This window comes from Sphingobium phenoxybenzoativorans (assembly GCF_018286635.1).
Lineage (GTDB): Bacteria > Pseudomonadota > Alphaproteobacteria > Sphingomonadales > Sphingomonadaceae > Sphingobium > Sphingobium phenoxybenzoativorans.
In genome coordinates this window covers 3,211,597-3,227,634 of the sequence record NZ_CP073910.1, presented here as the reverse complement: position 1 = coordinate 3,227,634, position 16,038 = coordinate 3,211,597, and the positions used below count along the sequence as shown (strand labels likewise).

General features: G+C 60.6%; 16 protein-coding genes. 1 reads left to right on the top strand and 15 read right to left on the bottom strand.

The annotated features are described in order from the left end of the window. The first annotated feature begins 150 nt into the window (after positions 1-150). Complete coding sequence (locus KFK14_RS15945) at positions 151-1,407, top strand: tyrosine-type recombinase/integrase (RefSeq protein ID WP_212608336.1); 1,257 nt, start codon at positions 151-153, stop codon at positions 1,405-1,407. On the opposite strand, the gene KFK14_RS15940 is transcribed toward KFK14_RS15945, so the two are convergent. The 15 genes from KFK14_RS15940 to KFK14_RS15870 all read right to left on the bottom strand — a co-directional run bounded on the left by KFK14_RS15940 (position 1,373) and on the right by KFK14_RS15870 (position 15,783). Beyond that, positions 1,373-1,657, bottom strand: coding sequence for a helix-turn-helix transcriptional regulator (locus tag KFK14_RS15940; protein WP_212608335.1), 285 nt, complete (start codon positions 1,655-1,657; stop codon positions 1,373-1,375). The two genes, KFK14_RS15945 and KFK14_RS15940, sit on opposite strands and share 35 nt — an antisense overlap. Positions 1,658-2,113: 456 nt before the next feature. Further along, positions 2,114-2,881: an SDR family NAD(P)-dependent oxidoreductase gene (locus KFK14_RS15935; RefSeq protein ID WP_246524668.1), complete on the bottom strand. Its 768-nt coding sequence runs from the start codon at positions 2,879-2,881 to the stop codon at positions 2,114-2,116. A gap of 460 nt (positions 2,882-3,341) precedes the next feature. Beyond that, entirely contained in the window at positions 3,342-4,217 is an 876-nt protein-coding gene (yghU, locus tag KFK14_RS15930) for a glutathione-dependent disulfide-bond oxidoreductase (protein WP_212608334.1), read from the bottom strand. 141 nt (positions 4,218-4,358) lie between these two features. Continuing rightward, positions 4,359-5,102 carry an SDR family NAD(P)-dependent oxidoreductase gene (locus KFK14_RS15925; RefSeq protein ID WP_212608333.1) on the bottom strand — a complete coding sequence of 248 codons (744 nt, stop codon included), beginning with the start codon at positions 5,100-5,102 and terminating at the stop codon, positions 4,359-4,361. Positions 5,103-5,402: 300 nt separating this feature from the next. After that, the gene (locus KFK14_RS15920) at positions 5,403-6,350 is read right to left on the bottom strand and encodes a DMT family transporter (protein WP_212608332.1); all 948 of its coding nucleotides are present in this window, start codon (positions 6,348-6,350) and stop codon (positions 5,403-5,405) included. 11 nt (positions 6,351-6,361) lie between these two features. Next, positions 6,362-7,708, bottom strand: a complete 1,347-nt coding sequence (gene gorA / locus KFK14_RS15915; RefSeq protein WP_212608331.1) for a glutathione-disulfide reductase — start codon at positions 7,706-7,708, stop codon at positions 6,362-6,364. Between the two features lie 91 nt (positions 7,709-7,799). Then, a complete protein-coding gene (locus tag KFK14_RS15910) occupies positions 7,800-8,615 on the bottom strand; it encodes a crotonase/enoyl-CoA hydratase family protein (protein ID WP_212608330.1) in 816 nt (271 codons plus the stop codon). A 39-nt stretch (positions 8,616-8,654) separates the two neighbouring features. After that, a complete protein-coding gene (locus KFK14_RS15905) occupies positions 8,655-9,422 on the bottom strand; it encodes a glutathione S-transferase C-terminal domain-containing protein (RefSeq protein WP_212608329.1) in 768 nt (255 codons plus the stop codon). Positions 9,423-9,451: 29 nt separating this feature from the next. Then, positions 9,452-10,135, bottom strand: coding sequence for a glutathione S-transferase family protein (locus KFK14_RS15900; RefSeq protein WP_212608328.1), 684 nt, complete (start codon positions 10,133-10,135; stop codon positions 9,452-9,454). Between the two features lie 372 nt (positions 10,136-10,507). Continuing rightward, positions 10,508-11,332: an IclR family transcriptional regulator gene (locus KFK14_RS15895; protein WP_212608327.1), complete on the bottom strand. Its 825-nt coding sequence runs from the start codon at positions 11,330-11,332 to the stop codon at positions 10,508-10,510. A gap of 116 nt (positions 11,333-11,448) precedes the next feature. After that, the gene (locus KFK14_RS15890) at positions 11,449-12,543 is read right to left on the bottom strand and encodes an alkene reductase (protein WP_212608326.1); all 1,095 of its coding nucleotides are present in this window, start codon (positions 12,541-12,543) and stop codon (positions 11,449-11,451) included. 7 nt (positions 12,544-12,550) lie between these two features. Beyond that, positions 12,551-13,336, bottom strand: a complete 786-nt coding sequence (locus KFK14_RS15885; protein WP_281417190.1) for a CoA transferase — start codon at positions 13,334-13,336, stop codon at positions 12,551-12,553. Between the two features lie 42 nt (positions 13,337-13,378). Further along, positions 13,379-14,505 (bottom strand): IS3 family transposase gene (locus KFK14_RS15880; RefSeq protein WP_212608325.1). Its coding sequence is split into 2 segments (ribosomal slippage): positions 13,379-14,274 and positions 14,274-14,505, totalling 1,128 coding nucleotides; the frame shifts between segments, so codons are not numbered across the junction. Then, positions 14,492-14,863 (bottom strand): hypothetical protein, encoded by a 372-nt coding sequence (locus KFK14_RS15875; RefSeq protein WP_212608324.1) that lies wholly within the window; start codon positions 14,861-14,863, stop codon positions 14,492-14,494. The genes KFK14_RS15880 and KFK14_RS15875 overlap by 14 nt, the downstream gene beginning before the upstream one ends. Next, the gene (locus tag KFK14_RS15870; protein WP_212608323.1) at positions 14,860-15,783 is read right to left on the bottom strand and encodes a DUF2493 domain-containing protein; all 924 of its coding nucleotides are present in this window, start codon (positions 15,781-15,783) and stop codon (positions 14,860-14,862) included. Before KFK14_RS15870 ends, KFK14_RS15875 begins: the two co-directional genes overlap by 4 nt. Positions 15,784-16,038: the final 255 nt, after the last annotated feature.

Genomic DNA, 16,038 nt, shown 5'->3' with positions numbered 1-16,038 from the left:
TATTGATCGCTCGCAAATTTGAAAGTACCGTCAGGGCAGATGAGGCTCCTGACGGTACTTTTTTCACGCTAAGCTGCTGACAATACGCAGACTTTTCCGACGAGAGCCCCCCGAAGCCGCATGACGGTACTTTTTTGGAGGTGGCATATCATGTTGACGGATGCGGCGCTCAAGGCGCTGAAACCACAAGAGAAAATCTACAAGGTGACGGACCGCGACGGCATGTATGTGCGCGTTGCGCCCTCGGGCTCCCTCTCGTTCAGGCTGGACTATCGGCTCAATGGACGACGCGAGACGGTCTACCTGGGCAAATACGGGCGAGATGGAATTTCGCTGGCCCGGGCCCGGGAACTGTGCCTGGACGCGCGGCGAGCGATCAGCGAAGGCCGTTCACCGGCCATTGAGAAGCAGCGCGAGAAACGCCGTATCAAGGAGGCGAAGAGCTTCGGCGAGTTCGGCGAGAAGTGGCTGGTGAACGCGCCGATGGCCGATAGCACCCGAGCGATGCGTCGTTCCATCTTTGAACGAGAGCTACTGCCGGTGTGGCGCAACCGCTTGCTTACCGAGATCACGCCGGACGATCTGCGCGCCCAATGTGGAAAAATTGTCGATCGCGGCGCGCCAGCGACGGCGATCCACGTCCGGGATATCCTGAAACAAATTTACGGCTTCGCGATCTTGCATGGCGAGAAGGTTGCCAATCCGGCCGATGACGTCGGACCAGCATCGATCGCGACGTTCACGCCAAAAGATCGGGCTCTGTCGCCAGCGGAAATTCGAGTGATGCTGAAAGAGCTGGAAAAGGTCGCCACACTGCCGACGATCCGCTTGGGGATGCGGCTCTTCCTGCTGACGATGGTGCGCAAGAGCGAATTGCAAGACGCCGTATGGGATGAGGTCGACTTCGAGAACGCCGTTTGGACGATACCCAAGGAGCGAATGAAGCGCTCGAAGGCGCACAACGTCTATCTATGCCGCCAGACCCTCGACATCATGATTGCGCTCAAGACCTGCGCCGGCAACTCCCGCTATCTGCTGCCGTCACGCTACGACGCCGATGCCCCAATGTCTCGAGCGACGTTCAACCGAGTCTCTTACTCGGTCGTTGAGCAGGCCAAACAAGATGGTCTGCCGCTCGAGCCATTCACAGTCCACGACCTGCGGCGAACAGGGTCGACCCTGCTGAACGAACTTGGTTTCAATCGGGATTGGATCGAGAAATGCTTGGCTCATGAGGATGGGCGCTCGTCGCGCGGCGTCTACAACAAGGCCGAATACGAGGTGCAGCGCCGGCATATGATGCAGGAGTGGGCGGATACCGTGGATGCTTGGGTGGACGGTTGCAGGCATGCCCCCACGCTGCTGCCTCCAGCTATGCCTTCGATGGAGCTTGATCCCGCTCTCTGACTGGACGGGATTTGCGCTTGTTCACGTCGGGGTGTTGCGCGCGACGGATCGTGGCGGTCCGTCGTGCGATCAACCAAGCCTCTACCTCGGCTAGGTCCCACACGATGCAACGTGGCGAGAGCGCGAACCGTCGGGGAAACTCGCCGCGCTGCTCCATTTCATAAATAGTGCTGTCGGCCATTGGCACCATTTCACGCAATTGGTGGCGCCGGATTGTTCGCTTGATCTGGTTGGTTTCGGTCTTTGGCATTCTCAATCTCCTTCATTGCTGAGGCGATTGATACCGATAGGTATAGGTACTGGAAGTCCCCTTAAACTGCCGTGCGGCAATTTCGGGCAATGGCGTACACATCGGCGGATTCGCTCTAATCTGCAGGTGCAGCATAGGAGCGAGCAGGCGTTGCTGAACGAGCTCGAAAAGGGTCGGCTCGCCACCCGAAGGACGCGTTCAATAAACTCAACTTACTTGAAAATCCGGTTCCGCAAAAACTGTCGGTTCGGGCCCGACCACCCGCACCATTCCTCTTAGCGCGCTGATCGGGACCGCGGCATGGCGCTTACCCCCATGAGCGCTTGTTCGCCAGTTGGGCCGCACCAGAGCCACGCCGATCCATGGGTTAGGTCCGGGCGAGATGGGGAAAAGGCGGACGGGCGCCGTTGGTGGGCCTAAGGCTCCCGGAGCATAGGTCCGGGAGCCCTTCAGGCTTCAAAGCGACGCCAACAGGGCGCCATCAACCGGAATGTCGATTCCGGAGATGTAGCTGCTCTCATCACTGGCGAGGAACAGCACCGCGGCAGCGACCTCCTGCGCCTCGCCGATCCGCTTCATCGGCACGAGCTGCGCGAAATTCTCGCGTAATTGCTCTCCCGTAACCGGCGGCTTGACCTGCTTGTCGATGATCGGCGTCTCGATCGGGCCAGGGCTGACCGTGTTCACGCGGATGCCGCGTTCGGCGAGCTCGAGCGCCCAAGTCCGCGCCAGCGACTGAACCGCCGCCTTCGAAGCGCTATAGGGTCCGTAGCCGGGGAACGAGGCGTAACCGAGGCCGGACGAAGTCAAGACGACTGAGCCGCCCTTCGAGATCAGGGGAAGGGCATTGCTGACGGTGAAATAGACGCCGCGCAAATTGGTGCCCAGCGTTTCGTCGAATGTCTCCTCCGTCGCTTCAGCGAGCGTCTCGGACTTAACGGTGCCCGCGTTGGCCACGACGATGTCCAAGCGGCCATGCCCCGACTTGATACGATCCACAAGGCGTTTGAGGTCCCCCGTCTTCGTAACGTCGCCGGCAACGGCAATGACGCCGTGACCAATCTCGCTTGCGGCTGCCTCAAGGTCTTTCTTGTTCCGCGCGAAGATGTAGACGGTCGCACCTTCCTCAGCGAACCTCTCCGCTGTCGCGCGACCGATGCCTGTGCTGCCACCGGTGACGAGTGCGATTTTTCCTGAAAGCTGTCTCATGACGATCCTTTCCAAATGGGTTGATATCGCCTGGGATGTAGGTCGCCTGCTAAGCTCCAGTTATGGCCGCGATGAGATAACACTTATTCAATACACTGACCTCCGCATCTGCATCGCGATTCGAGGCGCTATTAAAAATGCGTTTGGCCGCTGATGGCAGAGGTAGGGCTCCAACCGGTAACCAGAAGATGGCAGCTGCTTTCACGACCAATACTCCCGATTTGTCGGTGCAGTGCACGCTGAAGATGGATTTCGATGTGGGGTTCAGCGCTGCACGTTTCTGCTCTTCCTGACTTGACATCAACTCCGTACAACCAGTTTCACCGGATACTGCCTGCTTCCTTGCTTCGCTTGACAAGCATATCGGGCAGGCGAGCGCGCTGCTGTAACGAAGGGCGCGATACTCACGGTATGAGCACCGAAATGCCTGAGACGACACGGCGCTCGACCTCGGCGTGCAGCTCGGACTTCGCCATCAGGCTGCGGGCTTCTTGTCCTCGGTCCGCAGCTCGAAGTCGCTTGCATCGTGGCGTTCGTGGAGCTGCAAGGACGGCTCACCGAAGAAGCGGTTGACGATCCGTCCGCGCTTTACCGCGGGACGGTCGGCGATCGCCGCCACCCAGCGCTGGACGTTCGTGTATTCGTGAAGAGCCAAGAATTCAGCTGCGTTGCCGTAGAGCTGCCCCTGGACAACGTTTCCGTACCAGCACCAGGCCGCGATGTCGGCAATCGTGTATTCTTCACCGGCCAAGTAGGGCGTTTCCGCAAGCCGGCGGTCGAGAACGTCGTACTGGCGCTTGGCCTCCATCGCGAAGCGATTGATAGGATATTCGAACTTCTGCGGCGCATAAGCGTAGAAATGGCCGAATCCACCGCCGAGATAGGGTGCACTGCCCATCTGCCAGAAGAGCCAGGAGAAGGTCTCCGCGCGCTTGGCTGGATCGGTCGGCAGGAATGCGCCGAACTTCTCGGCCAGGTAAGTCAGGATCGCCCCAGACTCAAAGACGCGGACCGGCGTGGCGCCGGAACGGTCGAGCAGTGCTGGAACCTTGGAGTTTGGATTGACCTCGACGAAGCCGGATCCGAACTGATCTCCCTTCTCGATCATGATCGGCCAAGCGTCGTATTCGGCACCCTTGTGTCCCGCTGCGAGCAATTCCTCGAGGAAGATGGTCACTTTCTGACCGTTGGGCGTCGCGAGCGAATAGACCTGAAACGGATGCTCGCCGACCCTTAGCTCCTCGTCGTGCGTGGGGCCGGCGATCGGGCGGTTAATGGATGCGAACCGGCCCCCGCTGGGCTGATCCCAAGTCCACACTGGGGGTGGGCTATATTCCTGCTGATCGGACATTATGCACTCCTTGTAATATCATTCGCGAGATAGACCGGCGGCGGCTTGCTTCACTGCTCAGGCCCCACTCATGTCCCGACGTTCGATCGGCTGCTGATCTCCCAGCTTCGTGTCGTCCCGCTTGGCCGTGCAAGCCCGCGACTAGACCTGGCCGATGCCACCATCGATCGCGAGACCTGCGCCGGTCATGTAGCTGCTCGCGGTCGACGCAAGGAAAAGGGCGGCCTGCGCCACTTCGTCCGGATCCCCGATCCGATGCATTGGGATGCGCGGGAGCAGGCTTTCCACAACCTCCGTGTTGTCGGCGGGCAGCGAATCCTGGAGCAAGGGCGTCTGTATACCGCCCGGCATCAGTGCATTGACCCGAATTTTGCGATCGCTGAGATCAAGCGACCAGTTGCGAGCAAGCGATCGCACCGCAGCCTTTGTCGCGCCGTAGGGGCTGTAGCCCGGCGCTCCCATGTCCGCCATGCAGGAGCTCATCAGTACGATCGATGCTCCTTCGTTCATCATTGGTAGTATGTTCTGGACGCCGAAAACGACAGCTTTGAGGTTGACCGCCATGTGCCTGTCATAAACCTCTTCAGTAATGCCCCCGAGCGGCGCGATCTTGATGAGGCCCGCACAAGCGAAATAGACGTCGATCCTGTCCCAGGCCTTGCGCGCAGCGTCGGTAATCTTGTCGAGTTCGGACATGATGGAAAGGTCCGCTTGAACCGTGATCCATCGACTGTCGGTGGCATCGGGCAAGTCTGGGCGCTCGATGGGCTCGCGATCCACGAGCAGCAAATTGGCGCCCTCCGCGAGAAAAAGCTTTGCGGTGGCGAGGCCAATCCCTCCCGCAGCGCCCGTAATCACCACGTTTCGACCGGCCAACCTTCCCATATTGTCTCTCCTGATATCTTGATTTGTTCGATTAGTTCAGATGTGGGGCGAGGGGCCATTGGCCATCGACTGAGCCGCTGGATTGTCATCTTGTGCTCCACTTCGAGAGGGATGCACAAGAAACCGGGTCAAAGATTATGCTTGTGATGGCGCCGCGCTTCGCATGATGGTGAGTGCCAACCTGGCAATTCAGGAAGTCCGAATGAGCCAAATCAGGCCGGCAGGAACGGGGCCACAGGGCTGTGCCTGAAGCCGCGTGTCGCCACCGGACGGAAATTAAGAAGGAAGACTTGCGACCTGTTAAGGCACGAATGAGGCCTCAGCTCGTCGCCGTGCCCTGCGATCGAACCAGGTCACCATCACGCCGCTCGCGGTGACGAGCGTAGCGCCCAGCAGGGTTTCTGCGCTCGGCATCGCGCCAAATATGGCCAAGCCTAACAAAGCGGCCCACACGATCTGCGAGTAATCGATCGGCGACAACAACGCGACTGGCGCATGCTGTAGCGAGGCGGTCATCATCACTTGCATCAACGCGCTCACCACGCCTCCGGCAGCAAGAAGCACGAGCCCAGTGCGATCTGGCCAGTGGCCATAGCTTGGCATCGCTGCGGCCCCCACAAACAGCGAGCAGACAAGAAACCAGAAAGCGATGCTTCCTGCTGTCTCCTTCCTCCCGAGGCGCCGCAAGGTAACGGTTACAGCGCCCTGCAAGACGGCCGATGTCATCGCAATCGCCACTGACCCTGAAGATATATTCGTTGCCCCCGGATTGCTCGCGATGGCGATGCCGGCAAAGCCTATCGCAACCGCAAGCCAATGGTGGAGTGCCACACGTTCGTGTAATATCAGCGCGGAAAGCAAGGTCGCGAAGATCGGCGCCGTGAAGCTAATGGTGACGGCAAGCGGTAGTGGGAGGAGAATGAAGCTCTCATAGGTAAAAAGTACCGCCAGAACGCCAAGTGCTGATCGACATAGGTGCGCGATCGGGCTTTTCGGAATCAGTGTAGCGATGCCCGATCGTCGCGCCGACCAAGCGAACACGAGTGGCAGCGCAAAGAGTGCGCGATAAAACAACATATCGACGGGGCCGCTGCCGCCATGTTGATTGGCGAGCTTGAACAGCATCGCGTAGATGACATACGTGAGTGCGAAGCCGGCGCGCAGTAAGAGCCCATATCCGACGCTCACGGCCGGATCGACATGGCGATCGCGGCCGGCCTGTTTCATATCGCGCTCTTTGACGGTCACCTCCGCGGGTGTCACCGCATCAGCACCAATTCTTCTGCCATGCTGGGATGAAGGGCTACGGTATCGTCAAAGGCGTCCTTTGTGAGGCCTGCCTTCACAGCGACGGCTGCTGCCTGGAGGATTTCCGGAGCGTCGGGCCCGATCATATGAAGGCCAAGAACCCTGTGCGTTTCCGGGTGGCAGACCATTTTATAGAGGGCGCGCTCGTTGCGGTCCGCGAGAACGTTGCGCATCGGGCGGAAATCCGAAGTGTAGATCTTGGCCCCTCCGAACTGTTCGCGTGCCTGTGCCTCGGTAAGACCGACCGCTGCAAGAGGCGGATGGCTGAAGACCGCGGACGGGATGCAGTCATAGTCCACCGAGCGCGGTTTGCCGCCGAATTCCGTGTCTGCGAACGCGTGCCCCTCGCGGATCGCGACGGGCGTGAGTTGAACGCGGTTGATGACGTCACCGACTGCGAAGATTGACGGGACCGCGGTGCGGAAGCGCTCATCTACAACGATCGCACCGACCGGGTCGAATTCGACCCCAAGGTCCTCCAGCCCCATACCGGCGCTGTTGGGCAATCGGCCCGTTGCGAACAGCACGCAGTCGGTCGGTATCTCTTCGCCGTTCGCGATCATGACGTTAAGTGACGCATCATCGGCCTTTTCGATGCGTTCAATCTGCGCCTCGAAGCGGATGTCGATGCCCTTCAAGGTCGAGATCTGGATCAAGCGATCCCTGATCTGCTCGTCATAACCCCGCAGCATCGTCGACGTTCGATTGAGGAGGGTCACCTTCGAGCCCAGCTTGTTGAAGATGCCAGCAAACTCGTTGGCGATGTAGCCACCGCCCGTGATGATAATCCGCTCGGGCAGGTGATCGATGTGAAAGACCTCGTTCGACGTGATTCCGAGATCCGTTCCGGGGATGGGCGGGAGCGCCGGGCGTGCGCCTGTCGCTATGAGGATTTTGGCGGCGGTAAGGACCGTCCCGTCGTCGAGGGTCACTTCATGTTCGCCGCTCAGCGTTGCTCTCTGGCCGTAGATGGTGACTCCTGCATTTCCGAGCGTCTGACGATAAAGGCCCTCGAGACGCATTACTTCGCTCAGGACGTTGTCCCGTAAGGTAATCCAGTCGAACTCCGGTGTCGGTACCCGCCACCCGAAGCGTCGAGCGTCACGGAGGTCCTCCGCGAAATGGGAGCCATAGACGAAAAGCTTCTTTGGGACGCAGCCTCGGATGACACATGTCCCGCCGAGAAGATGCTCCTCCGCGAGCGCCACACGCGCGCCATGACCAGCGGCGATGCGCGCGGCGCGCACTCCGCCGGAGCCGCCTCCGATGACGACAAGATCAAAATCAAACGTTGCCAAGCGAACTCACTCCTAAATTCAAACTGCGCCAGGTCTGTCGAAGCGGCGTGGAGCCCGATAAATCAGGCCGAATATCCTGTGCGGCGGGCGATCACGATCTGGAGGGAAGGTCTGCGAAGGCGGGCGCCCGTCCTTCGAGGTTGGCAGCGATCGCTTCAAGGTTCTCTGACCTGCCGAGAAGTCCGAGCTGTTCCTCGGCCTCCTGTCGAAGGAGATCGGCTGTCCTTCCATCGGCCATCGCGTTCATCAGCCGCTTAGCGGCTCGCACCGCCTGAGGGCTCTGCTCCGTAATATCCTTCGCGACTGCGGTAGCTGCGCGAAGCGGGTCTTCGTCGAGTTGCGTGACCAGACCGATAGCAAGCGCTTCTTCGGATGAGATGATGCGCCCGGTATAGACGAGCCGGCGGACAACATCGTCGCGCAGGAGCCCGCGCAGGAGAGCGATGCCTCCCATGTCCGGCACCAATCCCCACTTCAATTCCATGACCGATAGGCGGGCAGTCGGGGCCGCCACCCTCATGTCCGCGCCTAGCGCAATCTGCAGGCCGGCTCCGAAGACTGATCCATGAAGCGCAGCGATCACCGGCATAGGCAATGTCCGCCACGCCATGGCCGCGTGCTGAAAGATGTTCGAAGCGCCGTGTGATCGGGTAGCGAGCAGCTTTCGGTTTTCCTCCCGCGGGAGCGCCTGGAGGACGTCCAGGTCGATGCCGGCGCAAAAGGCTCGGCCTTCGCCGGACAGAACCACCGCGTGGACGTCGGCGCTCTCGGCCAAGGCCGACGCGACGCGGGCCAACGCCTCGAACATCTCCATGTCCAGAGCGTTCAGCTTCGCCGGCCGGGCGAGGGTGACCGTAGCAATTCCGCCCGCAACGTCTGTGCGAACCCGCTCACATCGAACGGTCATTTCCGACCTCGGGTTAATGTTCGCGGGTCCGGCGCCAAGTCAGAGTTCCATGGGATCGCGGAAGTGCTCCTTGAAGATCCGGTCCCTATGCTCCAGCAGGATCGGATCGAGCGCTTCGAGCACGACTGGATCGCTCGCGGTGAAGGTGGGGCGGAAGTCGTCAGGCATTGGGCAGTGGGGGCTTGGAAGCGGGTCGAAGAAGTTACCAAACGCAGTCCAGTAAATATCGACGGCGCTCAGCTGATCACCCACGAAATAGGGATTGCCTGCCGCATATTGCGCTTTGAGTTGGGTCGTCAGCGCACGCAGGGATTTGGCAACCCTCTCCCCGGCGTGGGCGACCTCTTCATCGGCATAGCCGTATTTGAGTCCCATCGTAGCGACCGGATTGGGCCCAGCTTCGTCGGCAAAGGCGGGCTGCACCATCTGAAGGCGCCTGTTCCAGGCGAGCCCCCCGCGACCGCAGATCTCGTTCGACAGGCCGATCGCCTGCGCGCGCAGCATGACCTCCGACGGAAGAAGCGCCGGAGACGGCTTGATGCGCTCGACGAGGAGCAGAATGTCTAGCCAGCTGTGAATCGGGCGCTCATCACGCCACGCGACGATCGGCGCGCTGTCGGCTGCGCCCCAGGCGCGGATCGGATCGTTCGGCTCGAAGACCGTCCAGGGCGCGGCCACATAATCGAGACCCTTGATCTCGAAGAACGTCTTCGCGGCCTGGCCCCATGGGCTCGGCATTCCCTGAACGAGCACGATCCTCAGCCCGGGGTGATTAACGATCTCGTCAAAGCTACGGTATTCCAGCATTATTCTGCCCTCTCCACGGTGGCTGTACGTTAGCGCTGCAAGAGGCTCTTGGCGGCCTCGACATGCTTGTTGGTCGTGTCCAGGACTCCCGCCGGTTCCGGGACTTCGATTCCGCGAATGCAGGCGGGACGGGCCGCCATTCGCGACTCCCATGCCATCAAATTGTCGAGGCCGGTGACGTCGACGCCCGCCCAATCGTAGAGACGAACCCAGCACCAGTGCGCGATATCTGCGATGCTATATTCGTCGCAGATAAATTCGCGGCCCTGCAACTGACGGTCGAGCACCTCGAAAAGGCGACGGCATTCACTCTGATAGCGTTGGATCGCGACCGGGATCTTCTCGGGCATATACCGGTAGAAAACGTTGGCCTGGCCCATCATCGGACCAACGCCGGACATCTGGAACATCAACCACTGGATGACGCGCGATTCCTCGTTGGCGTCGGTCGGGAGGAGTCTGTCGTACTTGCGAGCGAGATAGATGAGGATCGCGCCCGTTTCGAAGACCGCGAAGTCGCCGTTCGACCGGTCCACGATGGCGGGGATGCGTCCGTTGGGGCAAATCTTGAGATATGCCTCTTCCTTCTGCTCCTTGGCCGCGAGATCCATCGACTTCACGTCGTAGGGAACGCCGAGCTCCTCGAGCATAACGGAGGCCTTCCAGCCGTTTGGCGTCGAGGCGGTGTAGAGCAAGATATCGGGCTCGCTCATGGCGGCACTCCTTGGTTCGAGACGGCACGGCGAATGATCGCGTGTCGTCGTGTTTCATGTCGCCCGATCTACAGCACGCTGCCTGGTCACTTGGCACGCGATTGAAGCGCTTCATTCGCGACGCTCACGTCGGGCTCGGAATGATGGCGTCGGAGGACTCGTCAGCGCTCCGTATCGGTTGGTTGATGTCGTCTCCCTTTCTTGGTCGGGATGCTTGGCGCAGACAACCGTGGTCGAGAAACATTAGATTCGTGATGCGCTTTCGAGTGCGCTGGAGTTGTCGCCGCGGCAACGAGCACGCCGGCATGAGCCCGCAGATGCTACAGTGTGCATGTGTCTACGCGGCCAGCGGTAACGCGGAGGTGGCCAGCCTTATCCTTGTTGGAAGCGCCTGCGGTCGCGCTCCAGCTTGTCCAGTTCGCCGCGCATTTGCTCGACGATAGTCTTCTCGGATCGCTCGAGAACTTCGAGGCGCCCGCCTATGCCGAAGACGAGCGGCCCTTGGCTGGAGGTGAGTGATGCGGGCAAGCGCATCGAGATTGTCCCCATGCCTTCGGTCACCATACCGCGGGAGAAGAAATAGCCCTGCTGTTCAGCTTCCCGGACCATCTTCAGAACCTCCTCGAACTTAATCTGGTCGACCAGCGGATCATCCTGAGCGCGCGTGATCGCCACGAGCTTTTTGATCTCGGTTTCAGATCGACCGACGAGCAGGGAGATGCCGGCGGAGCTCCAGACGATATAGCGGCGCAGGGCCAACGAGAGGTGAAGCGCCTGATTGTGAGATTGGATGACGTGCAGGTAGCGCACGTAAATATCATTGCCTTGCGACAAGCTGACCAAGCCCGAAGTCTCGTCGGCGACGCGTTCGAGCATCTGCAGCATCGAGCCGTCCCGGAACGGCCCGGTGTCGAGCCATGCCCCCAGCATCGCTACCCTTAGCGTCGGTTGGTAGGTGTGCGTCGTATAATCGAAATCGAGGTAGTTCAGCTTGACCAGGCTGGCCAGCAGCACAGAGGTGGACGACTGCGGCATCTCCAGCCGTTCGGCGATTTCGTTCGCCCTCGCGCCGCGGCGTATTTCTGCAAAGAACTCCAATACCCTCAGGGCGCGCGCGGCAGACTTGATTGCGCTCGGCACGCCCGAGCCTACATCCTTGGGGGTTAAAACCGACGACCAGAAATTCTGTTTGCTCATCGAAAAGACCCAGGGTTCGGTGGTGAGCCCGGGACGATCATCAATCGATTTTCAGGTCCGTAACGGTGCTGCATGGCGGTAACAATCTCACCTCGACGCGTGGGTATTGCAAGCGGCTAAGTGAGAGTGGGATAATCGGAATAGCCGGCGTCGGAGCCGCCGAGGAGCGTCTCAGGATCGAGCTTCGCCAGAGGCAGTCCGCGCTTGAATCGTTCGACCAGATCGGGGTTCGCGACGAACGAGCGCGCGAAGGAGATGAGGTCCGCGTTGCCGGTTTCGATGGCATGTCGTGCCAGCTCAGGGTCGTAACCGTTGCTGCCGATATAGGTACCTTTGAAGAGGCTCCGAAGCCGGGAGTAATCGAACGGTGGCGTGTTGCGATCTCCCATCGAGGTGCCTTCAACGACATGGAGATAAGCGATTTGCAGGTCGTTCAGCTTCGCGGCGATATATTCGAAGAGCTCCTGGGCATCGTCGGTCGAGCTGTCGTTGGTTGGATTGACGGGAGCGATCCGAATTCCCGTTCGCATTCTCCCGACCTCCGTTGCGACGGCCTCGGTCACCTCCAGCATCAGCCGTGAGCGATTGGCGATAGATCCGCCATAGGCATCGGTTCGGGCGTTCATCCCCGTTTTGGCGAAGGCATCGAGGAGATAGCCGTTGGCACCGTGAAGCTCGACGCCGTCAAAGCCCGCCTCCAGCGCATGCGCGGCGGCTCGCCGGAAATCATCGACGATTCCGGGAATCTCGGTCAGCTCGAGAGCGCGGGGCTCGGCAGGGCGGACCATTTGCCCGCCGATCTTCATCTGCTGGTTGGGAGCGGGAATGGCCGACGGGGCGACGGGCGGCGGAAGGTCGTGCAACCGCGCGACATACGATATTCGACCGACGTGCCAGATCTGGATGAAGATACGGCCGTCTTTTTGATGGACCGCGTCAGTGACGGCCTTCCAACCCTTGATCTGGTCGCGGGTGTAGATGCCCGGCGCGTCGGGATAGCCGCGTCCCTGTTCGCTGATGGGGCTCCCTTCGGTGATAATGAGCCCGGCACTCGCGCGCTGCGCGTAATATTCCACTGTGCTGGCGAGTGGGACGAAACCTGGCCCTGAGCGCCACCGCGTCATCGGGGCCATGATCACCCGATTGGGGAGCACGATTTCCCCGAGTTGATACGGACTGAAAAGCGGGTTTGAGGCTTCTGCGTCGGTCATCGCGCGCTCACAAGGTTTGCGTATCAGGAACTTTTGGATCGGATTCGCACAGAGCGTCGGAAATCTCGCTTTCGGTCAATCCCGCCTCGAGAAGGACTTCTCGGCTGTGCTGCCCGAGCATCGGAGCGTGGTATCGCAGTTCGAACGGTGCGGCGCTGTAACTCGCAGGGCGCCTGATCGAATGATACTTGCCGGCGTACGGATGTTCGACCGTTTCAAAAAGCCCCACGGCCTTGACGTGCGGGTCATCGCCGATATCGGCGAGATCGATGACAGGCATGCACGGGATGTTGGCCTCATCGCAGAAGGCGACCCATTCGTCTGTCGTATGGAGCGGAGCTGCTTCAGCAATGAGTCCATAGAGAAACGGAAACCACGACGACCGTTCGCTAAGCAGAAGAAAACGGGCGTCTCCTATCAGGTCGTGACGCCCGATAAACGCGAAGAAATCCTGCCAGTTTTTGTCGGAATAGGGCATGATGCACGCAAAGCCGTCGGCGGTACGAAAGGGCTTTCGCTCACGCACCTGGATGCGAGCATATCCGGGCTTGCCGAGCGGAGGCTCGAAGGCTGCGCCGGCGAAGGTTTCCATGAGGTTGAATTCGATCGCGGTCTCGAACATCGGGACCTCGATCTCTTGCCCTTCGCCGGTCCTTTGCCGATCGAACAGGCCGGCGAGAATAGCGTTGGAAATCGCCAACCCGGAGATCTTGTCGCAAATGACGGACGGCGCGTAGCTCGGAGCGTCGGTGATAGGAATCGAGAGCGCGGCAAACCCGGATGCGGCCTGGATCAGGTTGGACTTGTAACGGTTTTGCGCCGGTCACTTATCTCATTATGCCACCTTGGCTTCGAATGCGAGCGGACTGATGCCACCCAGATATGAATGGCGGCGACGGGAATTGTAGAAGCCGTTGATGTACTGGAAGATGGCGGCTTCTGCCTGTCGCCGGGTTGGCCAGTTCCGCCGCCAGATCATCTCCGCCTTCAGGGATTTGAAGAATGTCTCGACGGCGGAGTTGTCGTAGCAATTACCCTTGCCGCTCATCGATGGACGCAGGCCGTAGGCCTGCAGCTTCTTCTGATAGTCATAAGAGCAATATTGGCTGCCGCGATCGGAGTGAAAAATGCAGCCCTTGGGTGGCTGGCGCAGGCGCACCGCCATATCGAGCGCCCGGATCGCCAGATCCTTTTTCATTCTGTCGCTGACCGCCCAGCCCACGACCCGACGGCTGTGCAGGTCGAGGATGACGGCAAGGTAGAGCCAGCCTTCCTGTGTCCAGACATAGGTGATGTCGCCCGCCCATTTTCGGTTGGGCGCATCGGTGGCGAAATCGCCGTCCAGCCAGTTCGCTGCGACGCCCAGGCGATGGTGGCTGTCCGTCGTGATCTTGTGCTTGCGGGTGCGGACCGGCTTGATCCCGTTGATCCGCATGAGGCGGCCAACCCGGCGTTCGCCAACGACGAGGCCTGCTTCCTTGAGCTCCATCGTCATCCTGGGGCGACCGTAGCTGCCAAGGCTCAGGCTATATTGTTCCCGGATATGAGCCAGCACCCTCATGTCTGTCCGTTCCCGATGGCTGATCGGGCGCGACCGCCAGGACCGATAGCCGCGCTCACTCACCTGCAGGACACGGCACATCAACTCCAAAGGCCAGCGATGCCGCCAGCTGTGCACAAAGGCGAACCTCACGGCCTTTGGCTCGCGAAGAACTGAGTGGCCTTTTTTAGGACTTCCCTCTCCTCCCTGAGAATACGGTTCTCCAGGCGGAGCCGTTCATTCTCCCGGGCCAGATCGGCCTGCGGCGCGGACACCAGATCCGACGGACTATAATGCGAAACCCATTTGTTCAGGGTCGATTTGCCGATCCCCAAATCCAACGCGACCCTTTCGCGCGGCAACCCGCTGGTCAGCGCAATGCGCACCGCCTCCTGCTTGAACTCTTCGCTATGCTTGATCATCTCGTCGATCTCCTTGAACGAGCCTTAAACTCTCAAGTGACCGGCACAAAACCGTTACAAGTCCAATCCAGCCGAGCAGATAGAGCGCCTGTGCGCGCCGGAATTTGAGCTGGACGATGTCGGGTATGCGCGCGTCGATGCCGAGCCCGACGATGAATCGTCGCCATTCGTCGGGTTCGTTGAACTGGATCATTCCGCCGGGGAGCCCGGGTGATGGCCATGGCATCACCAGCGGCGCGTCGCGCGCGGCGAGTTGAATGTGATCAAGGTCCAGATGTGCCTCCTGTCGGCGAGAACTTGGTGTTTCTGCCGATAATACCCGATCGTAGTCAGTCGTTTGAAGTCGTGCGGCGCTCACGCGCCGCCGAACTTCCAGACTGGGATGCCGAGCTTCTTGGCCTTGTCGGCAAGGTTGTCGTGGATGCCGGTGCCGGGGAAGTGCATCACGCCCTTCGGCACGATCTCCAGGATGTCGTCGTTGCGCTTGAAGGGTGCTGCTCGGCCGTGCTTCGTCCAGTCGGGCGCGAAGCCGATCTGCGGGACGTTGCGATTCTTTGCCCAGAGCGAGGCGATCTTCTCGGCGCCCTTCGGCGATTTGCCGTGGATCAGCACCATGTCGGGATGCTTCTCGTGGACCTGATCGAGCTTGGCCCAGATCAGCCGGTGGTCATCGAAGTCGAGCCCGCCGGTGACGACGATCTTCGGGCCCGGCGGCAGGAGTACCTCCTGGTCTGCGCGCTTCTTCGCCATCAGGAAGTCGCGGCTGTCGATCATCGCCGAGGTGAGATTGCGATGGTTGACCTTCGATCCGCTGCGCGGAAGCCAAGTCTTTCCGACGTGGCGCTCGTAGTGTTCCGCGGCTTGGTCGCGCATTAGCTCGAAGGCGTTCCGGCGCTCGATCAGCGTCATGCCCTCGGCGATCAAGCGCTCCAGTTCGACGGATTTCACCTCGCTGCCGTCCTGTTCGCGCTGCCCCCGCTTCTGGGCCTGCTCGTTGTCGTCCAGTTCCCGGCCGATCCGGTCGGTGGCGCGGTGGAAGACGTTAACGGTCGACCAGAGGAGATCGTCGAGGTCGGGTTCGAGGCGCGTGTCCTCCAGGGTGCCGATCAGGGCGTCGAAGATGTCGGCGACAGCGCCCGCGACCTGGTTGCCGTCGGGCAGTAGCCGCTGGTCGGGCTCGTCGGTGAAGGGTCGGTAGCCGTGGAGCTGGAGTTCGTTGAGGACATGGTCGGTGGGTGAGGATTCGTGGTGCGGTTCGAAGTCGTCGTGATCGCGCATGGGATGCTCCGTCGGTGGGACCGCGACCGTCGCGGCCTTCATGGCGACGAAGCCCACGGGCCGGACGGCCGGGCACCCGGAGCGCAAGCGCAGGGCTCGATGGCTAAGGCCGGCTATTTTGCCTCGCGATGGAAAGCGGCCATCAGGCCGCGCCGGAAAATAGTCGGCCGCCGCCATTGCCCGGCTGGCCGGCTTGTGGGCCGATCGCCCTCTCGAAGGCCGAGGCGCGGTCCCCCTCCGACGGATTGACGCATC

Excerpts from the sequence above, each read along its gene's own strand:
- KFK14_RS15870 (WP_212608323.1), bottom strand. The coding sequence starts at position 15,783 with ATGCGCGATCACGACGACTTCGAACCGCACCACGAATCCTCACCCACC.
- yghU (WP_212608334.1), bottom strand. The coding sequence starts at position 4,217 with ATGTCCGATCAGCAGGAATATAGCCCACCCCCAGTGTGGACTTGGGAT.
- KFK14_RS15910 (WP_212608330.1), bottom strand. The coding sequence starts at position 8,615 with ATGACCGTTCGATGTGAGCGGGTTCGCACAGACGTTGCGGGCGGAATT.
- KFK14_RS15895 (WP_212608327.1), bottom strand. The coding sequence starts at position 11,332 with ATGAGCAAACAGAATTTCTGGTCGTCGGTTTTAACCCCCAAGGATGTA.
- KFK14_RS15945 (WP_212608336.1), top strand. The coding sequence starts at position 151 with ATGTTGACGGATGCGGCGCTCAAGGCGCTGAAACCACAAGAGAAAATC.
- KFK14_RS15905 (WP_212608329.1), bottom strand. The coding sequence starts at position 9,422 with ATGCTGGAATACCGTAGCTTTGACGAGATCGTTAATCACCCCGGGCTG.
- KFK14_RS15925 (WP_212608333.1), bottom strand. The coding sequence starts at position 5,102 with ATGGGAAGGTTGGCCGGTCGAAACGTGGTGATTACGGGCGCTGCGGGA.
- KFK14_RS15890 (WP_212608326.1), bottom strand. The coding sequence starts at position 12,543 with ATGACCGACGCAGAAGCCTCAAACCCGCTTTTCAGTCCGTATCAACTC.
- KFK14_RS15940 (WP_212608335.1), bottom strand. The coding sequence starts at position 1,657 with ATGCCAAAGACCGAAACCAACCAGATCAAGCGAACAATCCGGCGCCAC.
- KFK14_RS15900 (WP_212608328.1), bottom strand. The coding sequence starts at position 10,135 with ATGAGCGAGCCCGATATCTTGCTCTACACCGCCTCGACGCCAAACGGC.